The sequence below is a fragment of the Dietzia sp. IBK-p2-16D genome (genome assembly GCF_057773085.1).
Genome location: NZ_JBYMTL010000001.1, coordinates 320,370 through 342,340 on the forward strand (window position 1 = coordinate 320,370; position 21,971 = coordinate 342,340).

General features: G+C 70.1%; 21 protein-coding genes. 2 read left to right on the forward strand and 19 right to left on the reverse strand.

From position 1 onward, the window contains the following. The first annotated feature begins 27 nt into the window (after positions 1 to 27). The gene (locus AC3DE3_RS01555; RefSeq protein ID WP_260487664.1) at positions 28 to 1,416 is read left to right on the forward strand and encodes a DUF349 domain-containing protein; all 1,389 of its coding nucleotides are present in this window, start codon (positions 28 to 30) and stop codon (positions 1,414 to 1,416) included. A 101-nt stretch (positions 1,417 to 1,517) separates the two neighbouring features. Here AC3DE3_RS01555 and AC3DE3_RS01560 read toward each other — a convergent pair whose 3' ends face one another. The 9 genes from AC3DE3_RS01560 to pgsA all read right to left on the reverse strand — a co-directional run bounded on the left by AC3DE3_RS01560 (position 1,518) and on the right by pgsA (position 8,269). Beyond that, on the reverse strand, positions 1,518 to 2,099 hold the full coding sequence (locus AC3DE3_RS01560; RefSeq protein WP_488368751.1) for an Rv2732c family membrane protein: 582 nt from the start codon (positions 2,097 to 2,099) through the stop codon (positions 1,518 to 1,520). Next, positions 2,087 to 3,658, reverse strand: coding sequence for a tRNA (N6-isopentenyl adenosine(37)-C2)-methylthiotransferase MiaB (miaB, locus tag AC3DE3_RS01565; RefSeq protein WP_488369089.1), 1,572 nt, complete (start codon positions 3,656 to 3,658; stop codon positions 2,087 to 2,089). The genes AC3DE3_RS01560 and miaB overlap by 13 nt, the downstream gene beginning before the upstream one ends. Before the next feature lie 26 nt (positions 3,659 to 3,684). Continuing rightward, positions 3,685 to 4,293, reverse strand: coding sequence for a regulatory protein RecX (locus AC3DE3_RS01570; protein ID WP_260487666.1), 609 nt, complete (start codon positions 4,291 to 4,293; stop codon positions 3,685 to 3,687). Continuing rightward, positions 4,293 to 5,399 carry a recombinase RecA gene (recA, locus tag AC3DE3_RS01575; RefSeq protein ID WP_260487667.1) on the reverse strand — a complete coding sequence of 369 codons (1,107 nt, stop codon included), beginning with the start codon at positions 5,397 to 5,399 and terminating at the stop codon, positions 4,293 to 4,295. The genes AC3DE3_RS01570 and recA overlap by 1 nt, the downstream gene beginning before the upstream one ends. A gap of 226 nt (positions 5,400 to 5,625) precedes the next feature. After that, a complete protein-coding gene (locus AC3DE3_RS01580; protein WP_488368752.1) occupies positions 5,626 to 5,820 on the reverse strand; it encodes a DUF3046 domain-containing protein in 195 nt (64 codons plus the stop codon). A 67-nt stretch (positions 5,821 to 5,887) separates the two neighbouring features. After that, positions 5,888 to 6,712 (reverse strand): PspA/IM30 family protein, encoded by an 825-nt coding sequence (locus tag AC3DE3_RS01585; RefSeq protein WP_260487669.1) that lies wholly within the window; start codon positions 6,710 to 6,712, stop codon positions 5,888 to 5,890. Positions 6,713 to 6,808: 96 nt separating this feature from the next. After that, positions 6,809 to 7,123 carry a helix-turn-helix domain-containing protein gene (locus AC3DE3_RS01590; RefSeq protein WP_260487670.1) on the reverse strand — a complete coding sequence of 105 codons (315 nt, stop codon included), beginning with the start codon at positions 7,121 to 7,123 and terminating at the stop codon, positions 6,809 to 6,811. Between the two features lie 47 nt (positions 7,124 to 7,170). Next, entirely contained in the window at positions 7,171 to 7,632 is a 462-nt protein-coding gene (locus AC3DE3_RS01595; protein WP_488368753.1) for a CinA family protein, read from the reverse strand. Between the two features lie 49 nt (positions 7,633 to 7,681). After that, positions 7,682 to 8,269, reverse strand: coding sequence for a CDP-diacylglycerol--glycerol-3-phosphate 3-phosphatidyltransferase (pgsA, locus tag AC3DE3_RS01600; RefSeq protein ID WP_488368754.1), 588 nt, complete (start codon positions 8,267 to 8,269; stop codon positions 7,682 to 7,684). A 76-nt stretch (positions 8,270 to 8,345) separates the two neighbouring features. On the opposite strand from pgsA, the gene AC3DE3_RS01605 reads away from it, so the two are divergent. Then, positions 8,346 to 8,627, forward strand: coding sequence for a YciI family protein (locus AC3DE3_RS01605; RefSeq protein WP_488368755.1), 282 nt, complete (start codon positions 8,346 to 8,348; stop codon positions 8,625 to 8,627). Between the two features lie 47 nt (positions 8,628 to 8,674). Here the strand turns inward: AC3DE3_RS01605 and AC3DE3_RS01610 are convergent, their stop codons facing one another. The 10 genes from AC3DE3_RS01610 to AC3DE3_RS01655 form a co-directional block, all read right to left on the reverse strand. Continuing rightward, entirely contained in the window at positions 8,675 to 11,551 is a 2,877-nt protein-coding gene (locus AC3DE3_RS01610; RefSeq protein ID WP_488368756.1) for an FtsK/SpoIIIE family DNA translocase, read from the reverse strand. A 52-nt stretch (positions 11,552 to 11,603) separates the two neighbouring features. Then, a complete protein-coding gene (locus AC3DE3_RS01615) occupies positions 11,604 to 12,260 on the reverse strand; it encodes a TIGR03085 family metal-binding protein (protein WP_488368757.1) in 657 nt (218 codons plus the stop codon). Between the two features lie 5 nt (positions 12,261 to 12,265). Next, on the reverse strand, positions 12,266 to 14,473 hold the full coding sequence (locus AC3DE3_RS01620) for a ribonuclease J (protein WP_488368758.1): 2,208 nt from the start codon (positions 14,471 to 14,473) through the stop codon (positions 12,266 to 12,268). Next, positions 14,470 to 15,429 carry a 4-hydroxy-tetrahydrodipicolinate synthase gene (gene dapA / locus AC3DE3_RS01625; protein ID WP_488368759.1) on the reverse strand — a complete coding sequence of 320 codons (960 nt, stop codon included), beginning with the start codon at positions 15,427 to 15,429 and terminating at the stop codon, positions 14,470 to 14,472. Before dapA ends, AC3DE3_RS01620 begins: the two co-directional genes overlap by 4 nt. Positions 15,430 to 15,487: 58 nt before the next feature. Continuing rightward, on the reverse strand, positions 15,488 to 16,240 hold the full coding sequence (gene thyX, locus AC3DE3_RS01630) for an FAD-dependent thymidylate synthase (RefSeq protein ID WP_488368760.1): 753 nt from the start codon (positions 16,238 to 16,240) through the stop codon (positions 15,488 to 15,490). A 34-nt stretch (positions 16,241 to 16,274) separates the two neighbouring features. Beyond that, the gene (locus AC3DE3_RS01635; protein ID WP_488368761.1) at positions 16,275 to 16,727 is read right to left on the reverse strand and encodes a flavodoxin family protein; all 453 of its coding nucleotides are present in this window, start codon (positions 16,725 to 16,727) and stop codon (positions 16,275 to 16,277) included. Next, complete coding sequence (locus AC3DE3_RS01640) at positions 16,724 to 17,203, reverse strand: hypothetical protein (protein WP_488368762.1); 480 nt, start codon at positions 17,201 to 17,203, stop codon at positions 16,724 to 16,726. Before AC3DE3_RS01640 ends, AC3DE3_RS01635 begins: the two co-directional genes overlap by 4 nt. A gap of 10 nt (positions 17,204 to 17,213) precedes the next feature. Next, the gene (gene dapB, locus AC3DE3_RS01645) at positions 17,214 to 17,963 is read right to left on the reverse strand and encodes a 4-hydroxy-tetrahydrodipicolinate reductase (RefSeq protein ID WP_488368763.1); all 750 of its coding nucleotides are present in this window, start codon (positions 17,961 to 17,963) and stop codon (positions 17,214 to 17,216) included. Positions 17,964 to 17,999: 36 nt separating this feature from the next. Then, on the reverse strand, positions 18,000 to 19,316 hold the full coding sequence (locus AC3DE3_RS01650; protein WP_488368764.1) for a M16 family metallopeptidase: 1,317 nt from the start codon (positions 19,314 to 19,316) through the stop codon (positions 18,000 to 18,002). A gap of 97 nt (positions 19,317 to 19,413) precedes the next feature. Beyond that, positions 19,414 to 21,675 (reverse strand): polyribonucleotide nucleotidyltransferase, encoded by a 2,262-nt coding sequence (locus tag AC3DE3_RS01655; protein WP_260487681.1) that lies wholly within the window; start codon positions 21,673 to 21,675, stop codon positions 19,414 to 19,416. Positions 21,676 to 21,971 lie beyond the last annotated feature (296 nt).

The window sequence follows — 21,971 nt, forward strand, 5'->3', positions numbered from 1 at the left end:
CACGCGGCAGAAGGAAACGAGGACGACATGACCGAGCAGTCACCCGCCGCCCAGAGCGGATCAGGTCCGGGCGGATCGAGTTCGGACGGCGCGACCCCGAACCCCGGTCCGAGGCCGGGAGCGCCCTCCCCCGCCGCACTGGCCCGCAAGGTGGCTCCGCGGCCGACCCCCGCCGTCGCGCCCCGGGTCGAGCGCGGTTCGGATCCGTCCAAGTGGGGTCGCGTCGACGAGTCGGGGGCGGTGTTCGTCCGGACGGCTGACGGCGAGCGCCAGGTCGGGTCGTGGCAGGCCGGTGCCCCGGAAGAGGGGCTGGCGCACTTCGGGCTCCGGTTCGACGACCTCGCGGCCGAGGTCGCCCTGCTGGAGACCCGCCTCGATTCCCACCCGCAGGACGCCCGCAAGACCCGCGCCTCGGCGGAGACGCTCGCAGCGCAGATCCCCGCCGCCGCAGCAGTGGGGGATCTGGACTCACTCGCGGCACGGGTGGCAGCGGTGATCGAGCGTTCCGGCGAGGTCGAGGCCGCGGCCAGGCAGCGCAAGGACGAGCAGCGGGCGGCGGCGATCGCGCGCAAGGAGGCCCTGGCGGCGGAGGCCGAGGAGATCGGCGCGTCGTCGACGCAGTGGAAGTCCGCCGGCGATCGACTCCGCGAGATCCTCGAGGAGTGGAAGACGATCCGGGGTATCGACCGCAAGACCGACGACGCCCTGTGGAAGCGCTTCTCCAAGGCTCGGGAGGCGTTCAACCGGCGCCGTGGCTCGCACTTCGCCGAACTGGACCGCACCCGGGCCTCGGTCAAGCGGGTCAAGGAGGAGCTCGTGGAGCGGGCCGAGGCGCTCTCGGCATCCACCGAGTGGAACGACACGGCAACGGCGTTCCGTCGTCTCATGGACGAGTGGAAGGCGGCCGGCAGGGCTCCCCGTGACGCCGATGATGCGCTGTGGAAGCGGTTCAAGGCCGCCCAGGACACGTTCTTCGACGCCCGCCACGCGGCGTCAGCGGAACGGGACGCCGAGTTCGAGTCCAACGCCCAGGCCAAGGAGGCGCTGCTCGCCGAGTACGAGGGCAGGATCGACCCTGCGGCGGACCTGGGTGCCGCACGGTCCGCTCTGCGGTCGTTGCAGTCCCGGTGGGAGGAGATCGGCAAGGTTCCCAGGGAGCGGATGGGTCAGCTCGAGGGTCGTATCCGGGCTCTGGAGAAGCGGGTCGCGGACGCCGCGGACACCGAGTGGCGTCGTACCGACCCGGAAGCGAAGGCACGCGCCGGCCAGTTCTGGGACCGGGTGCGCGACTTCGAGGAGCAGGCCGCGAAGGCGGAGGCTGCGGGCAGGAGCAACGAAGCCGAGGGTGCCCGCGCCCAGGCCTCGCAGTGGAGGGAGTGGGCGGAGGCCGCCGAGAGGGCGGTTGACACCCGCTGACTCCTGGTTGACGGGGAGCGCCCCCGGATCAGAAGAGCCCGACCCGGATCGACGGGTCGGGCTCTTCCTCGTCCGGGCGGACTATGGGGTTCGGGGTTCGGTCAGCCCCGGTCCCCGTGCCGGGCGTCGTCCTCGAGCGCGAGCTGCTCGGGGGTCCGTGCCCACAACACGCTCGCGAGGGTGATCGCCAGTGCGAACACGATGAGCTCGCTGATGTAGAGGCCGATCCCGGGGGCTCCGAAGTCCTGCACGTCGGGGTTGGGTCCCCGGCCGGACTGGCGAAGCCAGATCGCCAGTACGCCGTAGACGGCGGCGACACACGTCGCGCCCCAGGCGATCCCGGCGGCCCACCACTTCTGGGTCATGATCATCGCGGCGCCGAACGCGATGGTCCCGACCGAGTACAGGAGCACGAACAGGTGGGACGGCAGCGTCGTGTGCTGCTCGCTCGCGACGTCGGTGAAGAACAGGACGTCGAGCCCACGTACTCCCGCGCTGTGCGGGAGGGCGAGAGCGACGGCCAGCAGGACGATGAGGACGGCGGAGGCCAGGTAGGCACGCCCGATCACGAGGGTGCGCCCGAGAACCCTGTCCCGCTCGCGCATCGCCGATTCCGCGTTCCGGGTGACTTCCATGATCCCCGCGATCGGATCGGGTCGGTCGTCGGTGCTCACGTGGGGCATCCCTTCTCGGTGGTGACGGAGGCGACGACGGTGTCGCGCCGCAGAGTGGGCAGTCCGAGCCCGACCCCGATGGGCGGGGTCTCGGGCTTTCGACCGGCTTCGTGACGATCTCCGGCACGGGTGGCCCGGTAGGTGAGCACCCCGTCGTCCGCGAGCAGGTGGTGCGGGGCCGCCGCGGTGATCCGGGTCGTCACGATGTCCCCCGGCCGCACCCGCTCGGCATGCTCGCCGACCGGCGCGAAGTGCACCAGCCGCCCGTCGCGGGCTCGGCCCGTCATCCGGGCGGTCGCCGCGTCCTTACGCCCTTCGTCGGCGGTGACGAGTAGCTCGACGATCTGCCCGACCTGCTTCTGGTTCTCCTCCAGGGTGATCCGCTCCTGGAGGAGGATCAGGCGTTCGTAGCGTTCCTGGACCACCGCCTTGGGGATCTGCTCCGCCATGGTGGCCGCGGGGGTTCCCGGACGGGGCGAGTACTGGAAGGTGAACGCGCTGGAGAAACGGGCCTTCTCGACCACATCGAGGGTGGCCTGGAAGTCCTCTTCGGTCTCACCGGGGAACCCGACGATGATGTCGGTGGTGATGGCGGCGTGCGGCATGGCCGCGCGGACGCGGTCGATGATCCCGAGGAAGCGCTCGGACCTGTAGGACCTGCGCATGGCCCGGAGCACGCGGTCGGAACCGGACTGCAGGGGCATGTGCAGCTGGGGACACACGGTGGGCGTGGCGGCCATGGCCTCGATCACGTCGTCGGTGAACTCCGCCGGGTGCGGCGACGTGAAGCGGATGCGTTCGATCCCCTCGACACGACCGGCCGCACGGAGCAGTTTGGCGAACGCCCCCTTGTCCGAGGGCTCGTCGGGATCGTGGAACGACCGGCCGTAGGCGTTGACGTTCTGGCCGAGCAGCGTGACCTCGAGAACACCCTCGTCGGCGAGCGCCTGAATCTCGGCCAGGACCTCTCCGGGCCGCCGGTCGACCTCCTTGCCGCGCAGGGAGGGAACGATGCAGAAGGTGCAGGTGTTGTTGCATCCCACGGACACCGAGACCCAGCCCGCGTAGGCGGACTCGCGGGTGGCGGGCAGGGTCGAGGGGAAGTGCTGCAGGGAGTCGGCGATCTCCACCTCGGCCCGCTCGTTGTGGCGCGACCGGTCGAGGAGGGTCGGGAGGTGGCCGAGGTTGTGCGTACCGAACACCACGTCGACCCACGGCGCGCGGGAGACGACGACGTCCTTGTCCTTCTGGGCGAGGCAGCCGCCGACCGCGATCTGCAGACGGGGGTTGGCGTCCTTCCACGGGCGAAGGTGACCGAGAGTGCCGTAGAGCCGGTTGTCGGCGTTCTCGCGGACCGCGCAGGTGTTGAACACCACGAGGTCGGGGAGGTGGCCCTCGGCCGGGTCGGCCTCGCCCACGAAGGGGATGTACCCCGCGGCGTCGAGCACCCCGGAGAGCCGCTCGGAGTCATGGACGTTCATCTGGCAGCCGAAGGTACGCACCTGGTACGTCCGGCGGTCAACGCCCTCGACGTGTGCGTCCTGCGCCGCCGTCTGCAGGTCGGTCACGAGAGTATCCACGCAGGCCAGGGTACTCAGGGCGACGCGTGGGCCGCCAATTCGGCGTCCACGACTTTCATCGCCAACCCCGTCGGATAACCCCGACGGGCGAGGAAGGCGATGAGCCTCCGTCGCTCCCCCTGTACATCGGGGCCGGATAAGGCCTCGGCGGGCCGGCGATCCAACCGACCGCGAACCAGTTCAGCAGCCTGCCGGCGGTCATCGGACTCGTCGATTCCGCCGACCGCCCGGGCGATGTGCGACTCCGCCACGCCCTTGTCCCGCAGCTCGCGTTCGAGTGCGCCCCGAGAGCGGCCGCGGCGTTTCCTGCGACCCCGGACCCATTCCTCCGCGAAGTCAGCGTCGTTGAGCAGACCCCACGCCCTGACCCGGTCGAGTGCCTCGTCGACCGCATCCGCGGAGTGCTCCTTCTCGAGCAACCGCCCACGGAGCTCGTGCTCGCTGCGTGGCCGGTGTCGGAGCAATCTCAGAGCGGAGGAGGCAGCCTCGTGTGCCTCGGGCGCCAGCGGGGGCAGGTCCGAGGAACTGGAAGGCCGGGCCTCCACCGCGGCGATCGCCGTGCGGAGCTCCTCCGCTCCCAGCGCTCCGCCGGGGCGTCCGGCGCGGGTGTCCCGTTCAGGCATCAGAATTCGACGGGCACCACGTCGATCGGCGCGTCCTCGTCGGACTCCGCCTCGATCTCGGCGATCTCCGCGCCCGCGCCGATCTTGAGCTTGTCGAGGATCTTGCGCTCGATCTCGTCTCGCACCGACGGGTTGTCCTTCAGGTAACGACGGGCGTTCTCCTTGCCCTGGCCGAGCTGGTCCTGTCCGTAGGTGAACCAGGAACCCGACTTCTTGATGAAGCCGTTGTCCACGCCCATGTCGATGAGCGACCCCTCGCGGCTGATCCCCTCGCCGTAGAGGATGTCGAACTCCGCGATCTTGAACGGCGGTGCGACCTTGTTCTTGACGACCTTGCACTTGGTGCGGTTACCGACCGCGTCGGCACCGTCCTTGAGCGTCTCGATCCGACGCACGTCCAGCCGCACCGACGCATAGAACTTCAGCGCCTTACCACCGGTGGTGGTCTCCGGCGAGCCGAACATGACGCCGATCTTCTCGCGTAGCTGGTTGATGAAGATGGCGGTGGTGCCGGTGTTGTGCAGCGCACCGGTCATCTTCCGCAGGGCCTGACTCATGAGTCGCGCCTGCAGGCCGACGTGGCTGTCACCCATCTCGCCCTCGATCTCCGCCCGCGGCACCAGCGCCGCCACGGAGTCGATGACCAGGATGTCGATCGACCCGGAGCGCACCAGCATGTCGGCGATCTCCAGCGCCTGCTCGCCGGTGTCCGGCTGGGAGACGATGAGGTTGTCCGTGTCCACGCCCAGTTTGCGGGCGTACTCCGGATCCAGCGCGTGTTCGGCGTCGATGAACGCCGCGATTCCCCCGGCGGCCTGGGCGTTGGCCACGGCGTGCAGCGCGACCGTGGTCTTACCCGAGGACTCGGGTCCGTAGATCTCGACGACGCGGCCGCGGGGGAAACCGCCCACGCCCAGCGCCACGTCCAGGGACAGTGCACCGGTCGGGATCACCTGGACCGGCGGCCGGGTGTCGTCGCCCAGTCGCATGACGGAGCCCTTGCCGTACGCCTTGTCGATCTGCGCGAGGGCCAGTTCCAGGGCCTGCTCGCGATTCTGGGCCACGCCCGTCTTGGTCCCCGACTTCGCGGTGGTCTTGGGTGCCATGGTGCTCTCCGTTCCTGCGCGACCCCCGGCGTCCGGCCGATCGGTCTGGGTGGTGATTCAGTTGCGGACGTTACGGGCCGGGTACGACACGAACGTCTCGCGCGAAACCGGCGACCGCTCTCCTGTGGAGGGAGGGCGCCCTGTGGACGGGTCGTCCCGTCATCACGTGTCCCCCAGTGTAGCCGAACGGGTGTTCGAGGTAGACAGACACGCCGTGCGTCATCCGCTAGCGCAGCTGTTCGGGCACGTCGAACTCGGCGCACAGCGCCAACCAGACGCGCTTGACGGGCAGTCCGGCGTCGATCGCCTCGTCCGCGGTCCTCCCGCCGCACTCCGCGAGATGGTGCGACCTGATGAGGCTGTCGGCGCGGAGTGCTCCGAAGGCCTCCGCCGTGCGCGCCCGGAACTCGGTCAGAGTCACGTTCCGCCCTCCCCTGCGGACGACGACGGGCCGCCGGCGTGGTCGCCGACGGCCCGTTGCCGCGAGATCACTGCTGTTCGGTCTGCGCCTGCTGCTGCGGCGACGCGGCCGGCTGGGACTGCCCCTGGCCGAGCTGGCCGGCGGCGCCGGTGCCGGAGCCGAGCTGGCCGCCCTCGGTCATCGACGCGCGGATCTGCTCCAGACGGCTGTGGCCGGCCATCTGGGTGGAGGCCTGTTCGACCTCGAGCATCCGACCCTGCACGGAGTTCTGCGCGAGTTCCGCGGAACCCAACGCGTTGGCGTAGCGCCGCTCGATCTTGTCGCGGACCTGGTCGAGGTTCGGGGTGTTGCCGCCCGAGGAGAGCTCCGACATCGACTGCAGGGAGGCGCTCACCTGCTCCTGCATCTTGGCCTGCTCCAGCTGGCTGAGCAGCTTGGTGCGCTCGGCCACCCGCTGCTGCAGGACCATCGCGTTCTGCTCGACGGCCTTCTTCGCCTGGGCCGCGGCCTGGAGGGACTGGTCGTGCAGCCCCTTGAGGTCCTCGACGCTCTGCTCGGCGGTGACGAGCTGCGCGGCGAAGGCCTCCGCTGCGTTCTCGTACTCCGTCGCCTTCACCGAGTCGCCGTTCTGGCGTGCCTGCTCCGACATCTGGAGGGCCTGGCGGGTGGAGCCCTGCAGCTTCTCGATGTCCGCGAGCTGCCGGTTGAGCTTCATCTCCAGCTGCCGCTGGTTCCCGATGACCGCGGCGGCCTGCTGCGAGAGCTGCTGGTGCTGGCGCTGCGCATCGGCGATCGCCTGCTGGATCTGGACCTTGGGGTCAGCATTCTCGTCGATCTTCGAATCGAACAACGCCATGAGGTAGCGCCATGCCTTGGTAAACGGATTGGCCATCGCTGCGTAGTGTCCTTCTGCCGATTCGGACGACGGGTCTGTTCAACGGTACCGAACAACGCCGGTGTGGGACCACCGACCGTGATGGGTGCGGGGTCAGGCCGCGAGCACGGGCTCCGTGAAAGTGCCCGGAGGGGACACCTCGAGCGCCGCACGGATGAGGATCTCCCCCAGCGAGACGTCGAGGGCGCCCGAGATGGAGGCGAGGAGTTCGCTGGAAGCCTCCTTGCGGCCGCGCTCGATCTCCGAGAGGTAACCGGGACTCACACGGGCGGCGTCGGCCACGTCACGCAATGTCCGACCGGACTCCCCCCGCAGACCACGAAGGACCGTTCCTAGCGTCTCGCGTAGCAGAGGGGCACCGCCGGTCTGGTCCGGTCTGGGCAGGGTGGTCATCTGGATGTTCGGCATCACGGGGTATAACGCACCACCTGCCGGATTCGTTCCCGTCGTCGTCGTCACCGGTCCATCTCCCCCGTCGCTGCGGCGACGACCTGCTCCAATGCCGCCGTGCACGCTGCTCGGCGGATCCGGCTGCGGTCACCGTCCACCCTCAGTGGCACCGACCACGGTCCCCGGCCGGGGACGACCAGGCCGAGGAAGACGGTGCCGACCGGCCGGCCCTCCTGAGGGTCCGGTCCCGCCACTCCGGTCAGGCCCACGCCGACGTCGGCACCGCAGCGCGCGGCAGCGCCCCGGGCCAGCTCGCGAGCGGTCTCCGCCGAGACCGCCCCGTACTCGTCGAGGATCTCGCGGGAAACCCCGGCGAGGTCGTGTTTGAGCTCGGTGGCGTACACGATGAGCCCACCGCGTAACACCGCGCTGGCGCCCGGGACGTCTGCGATGGTCGCTGCCAGCAGCCCGGCGGTGAGGGACTCGGCCGTCGCCAGGGTCCAGCCCCGGTCCCGCAGGGCCGTCACGGCGGCCCGGGCGGCGGGCGACGGTGCGACTGTCGGAGTAACGGGTCCGTCAGTCACCGGCACGGGCGGCCTGACGCGCCTTGACCAGATAGTCGACGCCGGTGACGACCGTGAGCACCACGGCCGCCCCGACCACGACCCACTCCACGGGCCACACCCAGTGCGGCAGCGGGAGGATGAGCATCCCCATCCCCACCGTCTGGGTGACGGTCTTGAGCTTGCCGCCCCTACTGGCGGCCACGACGTAATCCACCCCGAACAGCCGCCACAGCGTGATCCCGATTTCTCGGACCAGGATCACCACGGTCACCCACCAGAACAGCTCGCCCACCAGGGAGAGCGAGATGAGCGCGGCGGCGATGAGCGCCTTGTCGGCGATCGGATCCGCGATCTTGCCGAAGTCGGTGACCAACCCCAGTTTGCGGGCCAGGTGACCGTCGACGTAGTCGGTGAACATCGCGACGGCGAACACGACGAACGCCCCAACCCGCCACCACGGCTCCTGGGCGTCGGCGACGAAGAACAGGACCACGAAGACCGGGACCAGGACGATCCGCAGCACCGTGAGCACGTTCGCGATGTTGAGTACGGGGACCTCGGCGGTGGGTAGCCCGTCCTCGCGCGTGGAAGCAGTCACCCCCTCACCTTAGCGAGCCGGGCGGTAATACCCTTGGTCGTGAGGCACCCCCGCCATCATCCCCAGGAGGACCCCGATGCCGATCTTCGCCGTGACCTACCGTTACGAGGCCGCCCAGAGCGAGGAACGCGAGGCCAACAAGCCCGCCCATCGTGAGTGGCTGTCCGCCCGCGTCGACGACGGCTCGATCCGGTCCGTGGGACCGTTCGTCGACGGGGCCGGGGCGCTGCTGCTGGTGGAGGCCGACGACGACGAGGCGGCGCGATCACTGGTCAACGACGACCCCCACTGCCTCCGCGGAATGGTCTCCGAGATCGTGGTCCGCGAGTGGATGCCCGTCTTCGGCGCCCTCACCTGACCGCGCCCCGTCGGGCCGGAGGCCCGCCGGAGCCGCCTGACCGCCCGCTACCCCACCGGGGTCGCGGCGGGGTCCTGCAGATCGGCCGGGTCGTCGCCCGGCTCCTCCTCCGGCGGGGCTCCGCCCTTGATCATCCAGAGCACCGAGGCCAACTCCTCCGGCTTCACCAGGACGTCGCGGGCCTTGGACCCCTCGGAGGGTCCGACGATGTCGCGGGACTCCATGAGGTCCATGAGCCGGCCGGCCTTGGCGAATCCGACCCGTAGCTTGCGTTGGAGCATGGACGTCGAGCCGAACTGGCTGGAGACCACCAGCTCCACGGCGGCGAGCAGATCGTCGAGGTCGTCCCCGATGTCGGCGTCGATGTCCTTCTTGCCGTCCTCCTTCGCCGCGGTGATGGACTCGTCGTACTCGGGCTCGGCCTGGTTCTTGGCGTAGTCGACGACCTCGTGGATCTCCTCGTCGGTGATGAACGCGCCCTGCATACGGACGGGACGCGACGCGCCCATCGGGATGAAGAGCCCGTCGCCCATACCGATGAGCTTCTCGGCCCCGGCCTGGTCGAGGATGACCCGCGAGTCGGTGAGTGAGGACGTGGCGAACGCCAGCCGGGACGGGACGTTGGTCTTGATGAGACCGGTCACCACGTCCACGGACGGACGCTGCGTGGCCAGGACGAGGTGGATTCCCGCCGCGCGCGCCTTCTGGGTGATGCGGACGATCGCGTCCTCGATGTCGCGGGGCGCGGTCATCATGAGGTCCGCCAGCTCGTCGACGACCGCGACGATGTACGGATACGGCCGGTAGACGCGTTCGCTACCGGGCGGGGTGGTGATGGCGCCCGACTTCACACGCTCGTTGAAATCGGTGATGTGACGCACGCGGGTGGACTTCATGTCCTGGTAGCGCTGCTCCATCTCCTCCACCAGCCACGCCAGCGCCGCGGCCGCCTTCTTGGGCTGGGTGATGATCGGCGTGATGAGGTGCGGGATGCCCTCGTACGGCGTCAGTTCGACCATCTTCGGGTCGATGAGGATGAGACGGACCTCGTCCGGGGTGGCGCGTGTCAGGAGCGACACCAGCATCGAGTTGACGAAGCTCGACTTGCCGGAACCGGTCGACCCCGCCACCAGGAGGTGCGGCATCTTGGCGAGGTCGGCCGTGACGAAGTCCCCCTCGATGTCCTTGCCCAGGCCGATGAGCATCGGGTTGTGCTTGCCCGCGGTCTTAGGATCGGTCAAGACGTCCGCCAGGCGGACCAGCTCGCGATCGAGGTTGGGCACCTCGATGCCCACCGCGGACTTTCCGGGGATCGGCGCGAGCAGACGGACGTTGTCCGTGGCGACCGCGTAGGCGATATTGCGGTGGAGTGCCGTGATCTTCTCGACCTTGACGCCGGGGCCCAGTTCGACCTCGTAGCGGGTGACGGTCGGGCCGCGGGTGAAGCCGGTGACAGCCGCGTCGATCTTGAACTGCTCGAGGACGCCCTGGATGGCCTCGATCATCTGGTCGTTGGACTCGCTGCGGGCCTTGGGCGGATCGCCGGCGGTCAACAGGCTCACGGGCGGCAGCGCGTAGTCCACGCCGCTGAGGAGCTGGGTCTGGGAGTCGAGGCGTTCGGCACCGCTGTCGGCCGCGGTGTGCGACGACGGAGTGTTGGTCTGCGGGACCGCGGAGGTGTCCACGACGGGGGTCTCGGCCGCTCTCGCGGGCGCGGCGGCCCGCGGGGACGGGGTGGACCGTGTGGACGGGGTGGTGGCCGGGGCAGCGTCCTCCGTCCCCGCCTCGTCGTCCACCGGGAGGACCTCGGTCCTGCGCGGGGCGCGCCTCGGGCGTGCCGGGGCCGCCGCGGTGGCGCGCTGCGCGGTGTCGGTGTCCTCGGGGTCCGGCCCGGGCTCGGCGGGGGTTCGGGCCGCGCGGGGCATCTCCACCGTCTCACCGGCGGTGGGGGTGTCGGACCACGCGGCGACCCGGCGACGCGAACCGCGACGCGCCGCGGATCGCTCGGGTTCCGTCGTCCGGGTGGTCTCCGCGATGGGGTAGGCCGTGGTCGCCTCGTCGTCCCAGTCCTCATCGGAATCGACGTAGTCGTGGTCGACGATGTCGCCGTTGCCGTCCCACCCGAAGAATCCACGGACGATGCCGGGGATCTCGCGCGCGGGACGCCCCACCATCACCAGGATCCCGAACGCGATGAGGAGCACGAGGAGCGGTACCGCGACGAAGACGGACAGGCCGGCCTCGAGCGTGCCCCCGACGATCCGGCCGAGCACACCGGCGCCGGAACGCACGCCCTCGGGATCCGTCGGCGACCCGGATCCCAGGTGCCACAGTCCGAGCACACCGAGCGCCGTGACGGTGGTGCCGACCAGCCAACGCGAGTGCACGTCGGGACGGGGTTCGCGGGCCATGACCAGCACTCCCCACCCGCCCAGCAGCAGTGGTAGCAGAGCGCCGGGGGTCCCGACGATCGTCCGGATGCCGGTGTCGATCCACTGGCCGACCGGGCCGGCCGCACCGAACCACACCGCGCCGGCGAACACGATCGCCACGCCGATGAGGATCAGTCCGAGACCGTCCCGGCGATGCGGCGGGACCACCTTGTCGTCGTCGTCGGATCCGCCCCCGAGGCCACGGACACCGTGGCCCACCCCCTTGGCGACCGCCGACCAGCTGCCGCGGAGACCGCGGCCCACAGCGCCGAACGCGCCCGAGGTGCGTTCCGGCGCCGGGGAGGCGGCTCGGGAACCGCCCCGGGTCCCCTTCTTGGGGGTCGAGACGACTGCACCGCGACGGGAACCGCCACCCCGCGCCGAGGCCGGGGTGGACTTGGTCGATCGCTGCGCTCCCGAGGTCGAAGCCGGACGTCGGCCGCCGGGGGCACGGGTGGAGCGCGTGCTCGAGGTGGATGCCATGGTCGTCACTCTATCGTCTCGCGCACCACTGGTAACAGCAGCCACACGGGGTCGGGGTGGTTCAGATGCCGCGCGGGACCGCCTCGAGGGCATCGATCCCCCGCTGCGCCCCCGAGATATCCATCTCGACCTCGTCACGACCGAACGTCCACAGCAGGAACTCGACAGGATCCGCGGTGATGCTGACGAGCGGGGCGAGAGCCGCGCCCGTGGAGACCGACGCCATGCGGGTCGATCCGGGCTGGGGCGGAGTGCGCAGATCGACGCGGGCGTTCACCTTGCGGAGGAAGGTCTTGGCCACCGTGGTGGCCAGCGACCAGATCCGCTCGAGGTCCTCCACGTCGAACTCGCGACGTGTCCACTCCCCGCTCCCCCGGCGCACATCCTCGTGGTGGACGAGGTATTCGGCGAGGTTCGCGACCCGATCCGCGTACCGCAGCGGCGAATACCAGGGCGCCCCGCCGGCGATCGCATCGAGCAGGTCGTCCCACGAGCGCTCGGACTCACGCAGTCTCAACTGCTCCATCCGATCCGCGAGCGCGGGGACCACCACCCCCGCCGCCGCGTCCGGTCGGAACTCACGGACGACGAGGTGCGCCGCCAGGTCCCTGGTCGTCCAGCCCTCGCACAGCGTCGGGGCGTCAGGGCCCGAGGCGCGCATGCTCTCCACGAGAGCGCGGCGCTCACGCTGGGCGAGGGTCGGACGACCGGGACTCATCGAGCTCAGACCTGCGCGACGGCGGAGGTGATGACCGTCGGGACGATCATTGGCTTGCGGCGCCACTTGTCCGACACCCAGCGGCCCACCGTGCGTCGCACGGCCTGGGCGATGCGGTACGGATCCGTCTCGCCCTCGCCCGCGAGGTCCCACAGGGCGTTCTCCACCAGCTCGACGACCGGCGCGAGCGCGCCCGGCTCGTCGGTGAAGCCCTTGGCGATGATCTGCGGCCGGCTCACGGGGCGGCCCGTACGCGGATCAACCACCACCGTGGCGACGATGAACCCGTCCTCGCTGAGGGCGGTCCGGTCGGCGAGGACGGTGTCGCCCACGTCACCGGTGGACAGGCCGTCGACGTACAGGTTGCCGACGGGCACCTGGCCCACCACGGAGGCCTTGCCGTCGACGAGGTCCACGACGACGCCGTTCTGGGCGAGCACGACGTTCCCCTCGGGCACCCCGGTCGCCACGGCGAGCGCCTTGTTGGCCCGCAGATGCCGCCACTCGCCGTGCACGGGCATGGCGTTCTTCGGGCGCACGGCGTTGTAGATGAACAGCAGTTCGCCGGAGTACCCGTGGCCGGACACGTGGATGTCCGCCTCGCGACTGGTGACGACGTTCACGCCCATCTGCGACAGGCCGTTCTGGACGCCGAAGACGGATTCCTCGTTGCCCGGGACGATCGACGAGGAGAACAGGACGGTGTCACCCTCGGAGAGGTTGATCTGCCGGTGCTCGCGGCGGGCCATCCGGGAGAGTCCGGCCATGGCCTCACCCTGCGTACCGGTGGTCATCACGAGGACCTTCTCGGAGGGGAGCTTCGCCGCGGTGTCCATGTCCACCAGGACCCGGTCGGGATCCGTGAGCAGTCCCATCTCGAGGGCGATCTCCATGTTGCGGAGCATCGACCGACCGGTCAGGGCGACCTTGCGACCGGTGGCGGCGGCGGCGTCGACGACGGACTGGACCCGGTAGACGTTGGAGGCGAAGCAGGCCACCACCACGAGCTGCCGCGCGTCGGCGATGAGCCGCTGCAGGGCGGGCCGGACGCCGGACTCCGACGGGCTGATGCCCGGCGTGGTCGCGTTGGTGGAGTCCAGGAGCAACAGGTCGACACCCTCGTCGCCGAACCTCGACATCTTGGGCAGGTCGGTGGGGCGCTTGTCGGTCGGGAGCTGGTCGAGCTTGATGTCGCCCGACATCATCACCGTGTTGTCGCCGGCCTTGATAACCACACCCAGGCACTCGGGGATCGAGTGGTTGACGTCGAAGTAGCGGACCTGGAACTTGCCGAAGTCGCTGACGCTGGACTCGTCGACCGTGCGGAACACCGGCTTGATGCGGTGCTCCTGGCACTTCGCCGCCACCAGCGCGAGGGTGAACTTGGAGCCCACCACGGGGATGTCCGGGCGCAGCTTGAGCAGGAACGGGATCGCCCCGATGTGGTCCTCGTGGGCGTGGGTCAGCACGAGCGCCTCGACCTGGTCCAGGCGGTCCTCGATGTGCCCGAAGTCGGGGAGGATGAGGTCGACGCCCGGCTCGGTGGAGCTCGGGAACAGTACGCCGCAGTCCACGATGAGCAGCTTCGAGTCGTACTCGAAGACGGTCATGTTGCGGCCGATCTCGGAGATGCCACCCAGTGCCACCACCCGCAGGGCACCCTTGCGGGCCTTGGGCGGGCTGGACAGTCGGACGGTCATGTCCCCGCCCTGCATGGTCTTGACGCCGCCGAACTCGGCGGTCGAGGTCTCCCCCCGGCCGCGACCCCGGCCGCGGCCGCTGCGGCCACGTCCGCCGCCCTGACCGCCGGAGCCCTGACCGCCGGAGTTCTGGCCACCGTTCTGGTCGTTGCCCGACGATCCGCCCTTGGCGCCCGCGGACGAACCCTTGCCGCGGCCGCGCGAACCGCCCCTGGACGAGTCCTTGTTGCCGCCGTCCTTGTTGCCGCCGTCCTTGTCGGCGTCGCCCTGCTGGGACCGGCTCGTCTGGCTGTTGTCCTGCTGGGCCTGATCCTGTTTGTCGTTGCCCTTGCCGTTTCCGTTGCCCTTGCCCTGACCGGAGCGGCTCTGCCCCGCGTCGGTGGCGGGCACGTCGGCCACGGGGGTCGGCTCGGTGAACTGCACCGCTGTCGTGGGTGCCGGCTCGCCCGTGGGCCGTCCGGCGGCGCGCCGGGTGCGGCCGCGTCCGCGGCCCGTGGAATTACTTTCCGTCATCTGGTGACTCCTGCTCTGTGCAGCAGCGCCGCGAGGGCGTCCCGCTGCTCGTCGGTGGGTGGTAACTGCGGGAGTCGCGGCACACCGGCCGGGACCCCGAGAAGCTCTAGTGCTGCTTTGGACATCGACACGCCTCCGAGCGCCCTCTGGGCGTCGAACAGCGGGAGGAGTCCGAGGTTGATTCGTCGTGCCGACTCGACGTCGCCACTCAGGTAGGCGCGGCGGAGCTCGACCAGCCGCGACGCGGCGACGTGTCCGATCACGCTGACGAATCCCGTCGCTCCCACGGCCAGCCAGGGGAGGTTGAGTTGGTCGTCACCCGAGTAGTAGACGAGGTCGCAGTGGGTCATGACGGTCACGGCGTCGTGGAAGTCGCCCTTCGCGTCCTTGACCGCCACGATGTTCGGGTGGTCGGCGAGCCCGATCAGGGTGTCCGCCTGGATGGGGACCACCGATCGCGGGGGGATGTCGTACAGCATCACAGGCCGGTCGGTCGCGTCCGCGATCGTCCGGAAGTGGACGTCCAGGCCCGCCTGGGTGGGCTTGGAATAGTACGGCGTCACCACGAGCATCCCGTGCGCCCCGGAGGCTGCGGCCTGCTTCGCCGCGTGCACCGAGTGCGCGGTGTCGTAGGTACCGACACCCGCGACGATCGTCGCCCTGTCCCCCACCTCGGCGAGGACGGTCTCGAGAACCGCGATCTTCTCCGCGTCGGTGGTGGTGGGCGATTCCCCCGTGGTTCCCGAGACGACGAGACCGTCGCACCCCGAGTCCACGAGATGCCGCGAGACACGCGCGACGGCCTTGAGATCGACGTAACCGTCGGCCCCGAACGGGGTGACCATCGCCGTGACGACCGTGCCGAACGGCGCAGGGCGCCCTGTATCGGCGGGGGTCCGGCCGGTGTCGGCCGGAGTCTCCCAGCCGACAGGGCCCCCGGTGGTCACGTGTGTCATGGTCTCCCAGACTACCCGCAGGACCCCACGGAGCCCGATTCCCACCCTGGGGGCGTCGTCATCCCTCGAGAACGTACGGGCTGACCGCGATCTCCGAACCGTCCTCCAGGGTGGCGATCTCGAAGTCGGAGAACACCGCCGGCGCGGCCTCCTGGAGACGCCGTAGGACGTCGATGGCCAGGCCCCTGATCTCGGTGTCGGCGTGTTCGGTGGCGCGCATCCCGATGAAGTGCCGCCACGAGCGGTAGTTGCCCGTCACCACGATCCGCGTCTCGGTGGCGTTCGGCAGGACGGATCGGGCGGCCTGCCTCGCCTGCTTGTGCCGCAGCATGGGGTTGGGCACGTCCGCGAACCTGTCCTCGAGCTTGGTCAACATCTCGGCGTAGGCGTCCCGGGAGGCGTCGGTCGCCCGGCGGAAGATCTCGACGAGCTCGGGATCATCCGCGATCGCGGGTGGGGGAACGACCTTCGAGTCGTGCTCGGGGACGAACCGCTGGGACAGCTGACTGTAGGAGAAGTGTCGGTGGCGGATCAGTTCATGCGTGCACGAGCGCGAGATCCCGGTGATGTAGAAGGACACGCTCGCGTGCTCGAACACCGACAGGTGCCCCACCTCGAGGATGTGCCTGAGGTACCCGGCGTTGGTGGCGGTGCGAGGGTTGGGTTTGTCCCAGCTCTGGTAACAGGCGCGCCCCGCGAACTCGGCCAGGGCGGATCCGCCCTCGGCGTCGGTCTCCCACTCGATCTCGTCGGGTGGGATGAACTCGGTGTGCGCGACCAGGCGGACCTGCCGCCGGACGAGCTCGGACATCGTGGAACTCCTCTTGGGTGTCGTGCCCGGCGGTTCAGCCGAGCAGGTGTGCGGCGACGGTGGCCGCGGCCTCGGCGGCGGTGTCGAGGTCCTCGCGACCGGGTTCGCCGGTCAACTGGACCGCGGGGGCGACGGCCTGAAGTCCCCATCCGGTCGCGATCCTCTCGACCGAGTTGACCGCCCCGGCGGTGTCGTTGTCCCCGTGTACGCACAAGGCGTACGGCCGACCCGACACCGCTCCCTCGCAGGTGTAGTAGGTGCGGTCGAAGAAGTGCTTCAGCGCACCGGACATGTAACCGAAGTTTGCGGGGGTGAGCAGGACGTAACCGTCCGCGCGCAGGACGTGGTCGTCGGTGGTGGCCAACGCCGGGACGGACTCGACCTCGATCTCCTCGAGCTCGGGATGCGCGAGACCGGTGACGAGCGCCTCCAGGATTCTCCGCAGGCGCGGGGACGGGGCGTGGTGCACCACCAGTACCGAGCTCATCGCCGACTCTCCCCCGAGGCGAGTTCGGCGCCCCGTAGCCCGATGGCGACCTTCATGGTTTCCCGTGCCCGGGTGCGGTCGCCGGCATGGTCGTAGGCCCGCGCCAACCGGTAGTTGGTCCGCCAGTCGTCGGGGGCCGCCCGGTACTCGGCGCTGATCCGGTCGAACAGACCGTCCGCCGCATCGTGTCGGAGTCGGCCGGAGGGCCGCTGCTCCATCCCGGTGAGATCCACCTCGATGCCCTCCGCGGCGGCGGCGGCCGAGATCTTCTGGAGTTCCACGCCGTTGCGGACGATCGCCCAGGTGGCCCACGCGCCGACAGCGGTGAGCAGGATGATCCCCACACCGAGACCGCGCAGGGCCAGGTGATCGGTGGCCCTGATCATGGACCAGCCGAGGTACAGAAGGTAGCCGAAGGCCACGACGAGACCCAGCGCCGTGAGGGCCATGACCAGGGGCTTGACGATTCGATCCACCGCAGGCGTCCTAGAGGTCCATGAAGGCGTCGAGCCCCACGGTCAGGCCCGGGGCCCCGGTGATCGAGCGGATCCCCAGCAGGACACCGGGAGCGAACGACGAGCGGTCGAGAGAGTCGTGCCGGATGCTGAGGGTCTCACCCTGGGTGCCGAGCAGCACCTCCTGATGGGCGACGAGGCCGGTCAGGCGCACCGAGTGGACGCGAACCCCGTCGACGTCCGCGCCACGGGCACCCTCGAGTCCGGTCGACGTGGCGTCGGGCGACGGTCCCATCCCGGCCGCGGACCGGGCCTCCGCCATCATGGCGGCGGTGCGGTGAGCGGTCCCCGACGGCGCGTCGGCCTTGTTCGGGTGGTGGAGTTCGACGATCTCGGCGGACGGGAAGTACCGGGCCGCCTGGACGGCGAACCGCATCATGAGAATCGCGCCGATCGCGAAGTTCGGTGCCACGAGCACGCCCGTGCCGGGATTGGCCTCGAGCCACCCCCTGAGCGTGGCGAGACGGTCCTCGGTGAACCCGGTGGTCCCGACGACCGCGTGGATCCCGTGGGAGATGCAGTACTCGAGGTTGTCCATCACCACGTCGGGGTGGGTGAAATCGACCACGACCTCGGCGCCGGAATCGACGAGCGAGCCCAGTGGATCCTCCTGGTCCACCTCGGCGACCAGCTCGAGGTCTTCCGCCCGGCGGACGGCCTCGCAGATCGCCGTCCCCACCTTGCCGCGTGCACCGAGCACCCCGACCTTCGTCACCGTCATCGTCTCCTCGATTGGTCGTCGTCGAACCCTGCCAGCCTATCCGCCCACGCGCCCCAAGAGCCCAGCCGCGCCGCCGCCCGGCATCCCGGGACCAACCGCGGCCAGGCACCACGGCGCGGACTCAGCGGTCCAGTAGGCGGCGACCTCGTCGGGGGTGACACGCAGGAGCCTGGCGACGGACTCCTCGACGGGGATCACCGTGTCCCTGTCCAACAGGTGCCGACCGATCCGGGTCATCCTGGACATCGGGTCGTCCAGACCGAGCCTGATGGAACCCGTGAGGTGGCCGATCGCGCGGTCGACCTCATCGACGGCGGGTGGCGCGGTCAGCATCCCGGACACCACGTCGCCGACCTCGTCGCACAGCGCGCCGACCCGGTCCACCGGGGACCCGGCCACCACCGTGATCAGACCGGTGGATCGGAACTGGTCCATGCCGGCGTAGACCGTGTACGCCAGCCCCAGCTCCTCGCGGATGCGTTGGAACAGCCGCGAACTCAGTCCACCCCCGAGGACCGCGGTGCCGACCTGGGCGGCAGCCCGGTCCCGGTGATCCCGGGCGGGGGTCCGGCGGGCGAGGGCGATCAACGCCTGCTCGGAGTCACTGTCCTCGCCGGCGAGGACGGCCGTCTCCGACCACCCCGCGTCCCGCTCGGGGGCGACGCCGCCGCGGTCGGTCCGCTCGGAACCGCGCTGCCCGGCACCGTGCCGGGAGACCACCTCGGCCAGCGGACCGTCGGCGATCCGGCGGACCAGGGCGTCGTGATCGATCCGCCCGGCCGCGGCGACCACGACGTCGGAGGCGCCGAGCATACGGCGGTGGAACGCCCGGAGTGTCTCGGCGTCCAGAGCCTCGACCGAGTCCTCGGTGCCGATGATCGGCCGGGCGAGTGGGTCTCGCCCGAGGACGGCGGTGGCGACCAGTTCGCAGGCCAGGTCCTCGGGGTCATCCGCCCGCCCGGCCAGCTCGTCGAGTACGACGTCCCGCTCGATCTCCACGTCGTCCGGGTCGCAGGAGCCGTTGGCGACGACGTCCACGAGCACGTCCACCGCGGTGTCCAGCCCCTCGGCGGGAACGTGGACGTGGTAGCAGGTGTGTTCGCGCCCTGTGTAGGCGTTGAGGTCCCCGCCCAGCAGATCGATCCGTTCGGAGAGTTCGCGACCCGTGGCACCGGTGGTCCGTTTGAACAGGACGTGCTCGAGGAAGTGTGCGGCCCCGTGCTCGCCGGGACCCTCGTCCGCCGAGCCGGACCCTATCCAGATGCCGACCGCCGCGGTGTGGCACCAGGGCAGGTCCTCCGTCACCACGCGCACGCCGGGGATCGTGCGGTCCACGCGGATCGTCGGGTTCACGGCCCTTCCCTTCTGTCGACGAACGAGGCACGCACCCCGCGCGCGGGGTGCGTGCCTCGTCGGGTGCCGGCGCCGCTGTCGGCGGGCCGGCGGGGTATCAGTTGTCGCTACCGGCGTCCGCGTCGGAACCGGAGGTCGTGTCCTCGCCCACAGGGATGAGGCTGATCTTGCCGCGGTTGTCGATGTCGGCGATCTCGACCTGCATCTTGTCGCCGACGTTGACCACGTCCTCGACCTTGCCGACGCGCTTGCCCTGGCCCAGCTTGGAGATGTGGACCAGACCGTCGCGACCGGGCAGCAGGGAGAGGAATGCTCCGAACGGAGCGGTCTTGACGACCGTACCGAGGAACCGCTCTCCGACCTTGGGCAGCTGCGGGTTGGCGATGGCGTTGATCTTGTCGATCGCGGCCTGGGCGGACTCGCCGTCGGTCGCACCGATGTACACGGTGCCGTCGTCCTCGATCGAGACGGACGCGCCGGTCTCCTCGGTGATCGAGTTGATCATCTTGCCCTTGGGCCCGATGACCTCGCCGATCTTGTCGACGGGGACCTTGATGGCGATGATGCGCGGCGCGAACGGGCTGAGCTCGTCGGGCTCGTCGATCGCCTCGGCCATCACGTCGAGGATGGTGAGCCGGGCCTCGCGGGCCTGGGTGAGCGCGCCGGCCAGGACCTCGGACGGGATGCCGTCGAGTTTGGTGTCCAGCTGGAGCGCGGTGACGAACATGCCCGTGCCGGCGACCTTGAAGTCCATGTCGCCGAACGCGTCCTCGGCACCGAGGATGTCGGTGAGCGCGACGTAGCGGGTCTCGCCGTCGACCTCGTCGGAGACCAGGCCCATCGCGATGCCGGCGACGGGCGCCTTGAGGGGCACACCGGCGTTGAGCAGCGACAGGGTGGAGGCGCAGACGGACCCCATGGAGGTGGAGCCGTTGGAGCTGAGCGCCTCGGAGACCTGGCGGATCGCGTACGGGAACTCCTCGACGCTCGGCAGGACCGGCATGAGCGCACGCTCGGCGAGCGCCCCGTGTCCGATCTCGCGGCGCTTGGGCGATCCCACGCGACCGGTCTCGCCGGTGGAGTACGGCGGGAAGTTGTAGTGGTGCATGTAGCGCTTGCTGGTCTCGGGCCCGAGCGAGTCGATCTGCTGGGCCATCTTGACCATGTCCAGCGTGGTCACGCCCAGGATCTGGGTCTCGCCTCGCTCGAACAGCGCCGAACCGTGAGCGCGCGGGATGACCTCGACCTCGGCGGACAGTGCACGGATGTCCCGCGTGCCGCGGCCGTCGATGCGGAAGTGGTCGGTGAGGATGCGCTGGCGCACGACCTTCTTGGTCAGGGACTTGAACGCGGCCCCGACCTGGCCGAGGCGGTCGGAGAACTGCTCGGTGAGCTGCTCGAGGACGGTCGCCTTGAGCTCGTCGGTCGCGCCGTCACGATCCTGCTTGTCGGCGATCTGCATGATCTGGCCGAGCTTGGTCTCGGCGATCTCGGCGACCGCGGCGTAGACGTCGTCCGCGTACGGCGGGAACAACGGGAACTCACGCGGGGTGCCGGGCGCGGCGTCGGCCAACGCCTGCTGCGCGGCGCACAGCTCGGCGATGAACGGCTTGGCGGCCTCGAGGCCCTGGGCGACGACGTCCTCGGTGGGCGCCTGCGCGCCCCCGGCGACCTTCTCGATCACGTCGTCGGTGGCCTCGGCCTCGACCATCATGATCGCGACGTCGGCGGTGTCACCGGAGCCGACGACACGACCGGCGACGACCATGTCGAAGACGGCGTCGGAGAGCTGCTCGACGGTGGGGAACGCCACCCACTGACCGGCCGGGTCGGCGGCCGTCGGGATGAGGGCGACGCGCACGCCGCCGACCGGGCCCGAGAACGGCAGTCCGGAGAGCTGGGTGGAGGCGGAGGCGGCGTTGATGGCCACCACGTCGTAGAGATCCTTGGGATCGAGGCTCATGACGGTCACGACGACCTGGACCTCGTTGCGGACCCCGTCCGCGAAGGTCGGGCGCAGGGGCCGGTCGATGAGCCGGCAGGTGAGGATGGCGTCCGTGCTGGGACGTCCCTCGCGGCGGAAGAACGAACCGGGGATCCGTCCCGCGGCGTACATCCGCTCCTCGACGTCCACCGTCAGGGGGAAGAAGTCGAAGTGCTCCTTGGGGTGCTTGCCCGCCGTGGTGGCGGACAGCAGCATCGTGTCGTCGTCCAGGTAGGCGACGACCGAGCCGGCGGCCTGCTTGGCCAGCCGGCCGGTCTCGAAGCGGAGCTCGCGGCGACCGAAGTCGCCGTTGTCGATGGTCGCGACGGTCTCGAAGACCCCGTCTTCGACCTCGACGGCCGTGATCTGTGGCATGTGTTTCCTGTCGTGTCGGGTGCATGGGCCGCACGGCGGAATCGTCCCGCCGGGGCCACCGGGCGTCACGTCAGGGGGTCCCGGTTCGACCTCGGTCTTCGATCGAAGCGGCCGGAACGTGCGCCCCACAGCAAATTGGTTCTGCTGGGGGCGTCGGGCTCCGGCGGCCACTACCGAGGACCGTCAATCGGACCTGTCGACCACCCCGGCACGTGTGCACCGGCTCCCCCGAGGCTATCAGGGAAAACCGTCCGGGTCACCGGGGCACGCGCGCCTGACGCCCCCGGCGCGCGGCG

Coding starts and splice junctions, on each gene's coding strand:
- AC3DE3_RS01555 (WP_260487664.1), top strand. CDS start 28: ATGACCGAGCAGTCACCCGCCGCCCAGAGCGGATCAGGTCCGGGCGGA.
- AC3DE3_RS01560 (WP_488368751.1), bottom strand. CDS start 2,099: ATGCCCCACGTGAGCACCGACGACCGACCCGATCCGATCGCGGGGATC.
- AC3DE3_RS01570 (WP_260487666.1), bottom strand. CDS start 4,293: ATGCCTGAACGGGACACCCGCGCCGGACGCCCCGGCGGAGCGCTGGGA.
- recA (WP_260487667.1), bottom strand. CDS start 5,399: ATGGCACCCAAGACCACCGCGAAGTCGGGGACCAAGACGGGCGTGGCC.
- AC3DE3_RS01585 (WP_260487669.1), bottom strand. CDS start 6,712: ATGGCCAATCCGTTTACCAAGGCATGGCGCTACCTCATGGCGTTGTTC.
- AC3DE3_RS01590 (WP_260487670.1), bottom strand. CDS start 7,123: ATGCCGAACATCCAGATGACCACCCTGCCCAGACCGGACCAGACCGGC.
- AC3DE3_RS01605 (WP_488368755.1), top strand. CDS start 8,346: ATGCCGATCTTCGCCGTGACCTACCGTTACGAGGCCGCCCAGAGCGAG.
- AC3DE3_RS01615 (WP_488368757.1), bottom strand. CDS start 12,260: ATGAGTCCCGGTCGTCCGACCCTCGCCCAGCGTGAGCGCCGCGCTCTC.
- AC3DE3_RS01620 (WP_488368758.1), bottom strand. CDS start 14,473: ATGACGGAAAGTAATTCCACGGGCCGCGGACGCGGCCGCACCCGGCGC.
- dapA (WP_488368759.1), bottom strand. CDS start 15,429: ATGACACACGTGACCACCGGGGGCCCTGTCGGCTGGGAGACTCCGGCC.
- thyX (WP_488368760.1), bottom strand. CDS start 16,240: ATGTCCGAGCTCGTCCGGCGGCAGGTCCGCCTGGTCGCGCACACCGAG.
- AC3DE3_RS01635 (WP_488368761.1), bottom strand. CDS start 16,727: ATGAGCTCGGTACTGGTGGTGCACCACGCCCCGTCCCCGCGCCTGCGG.
- dapB (WP_488368763.1), bottom strand. CDS start 17,963: ATGACGGTGACGAAGGTCGGGGTGCTCGGTGCACGCGGCAAGGTGGGG.
- AC3DE3_RS01655 (WP_260487681.1), bottom strand. CDS start 21,675: ATGCCACAGATCACGGCCGTCGAGGTCGAAGACGGGGTCTTCGAGACC.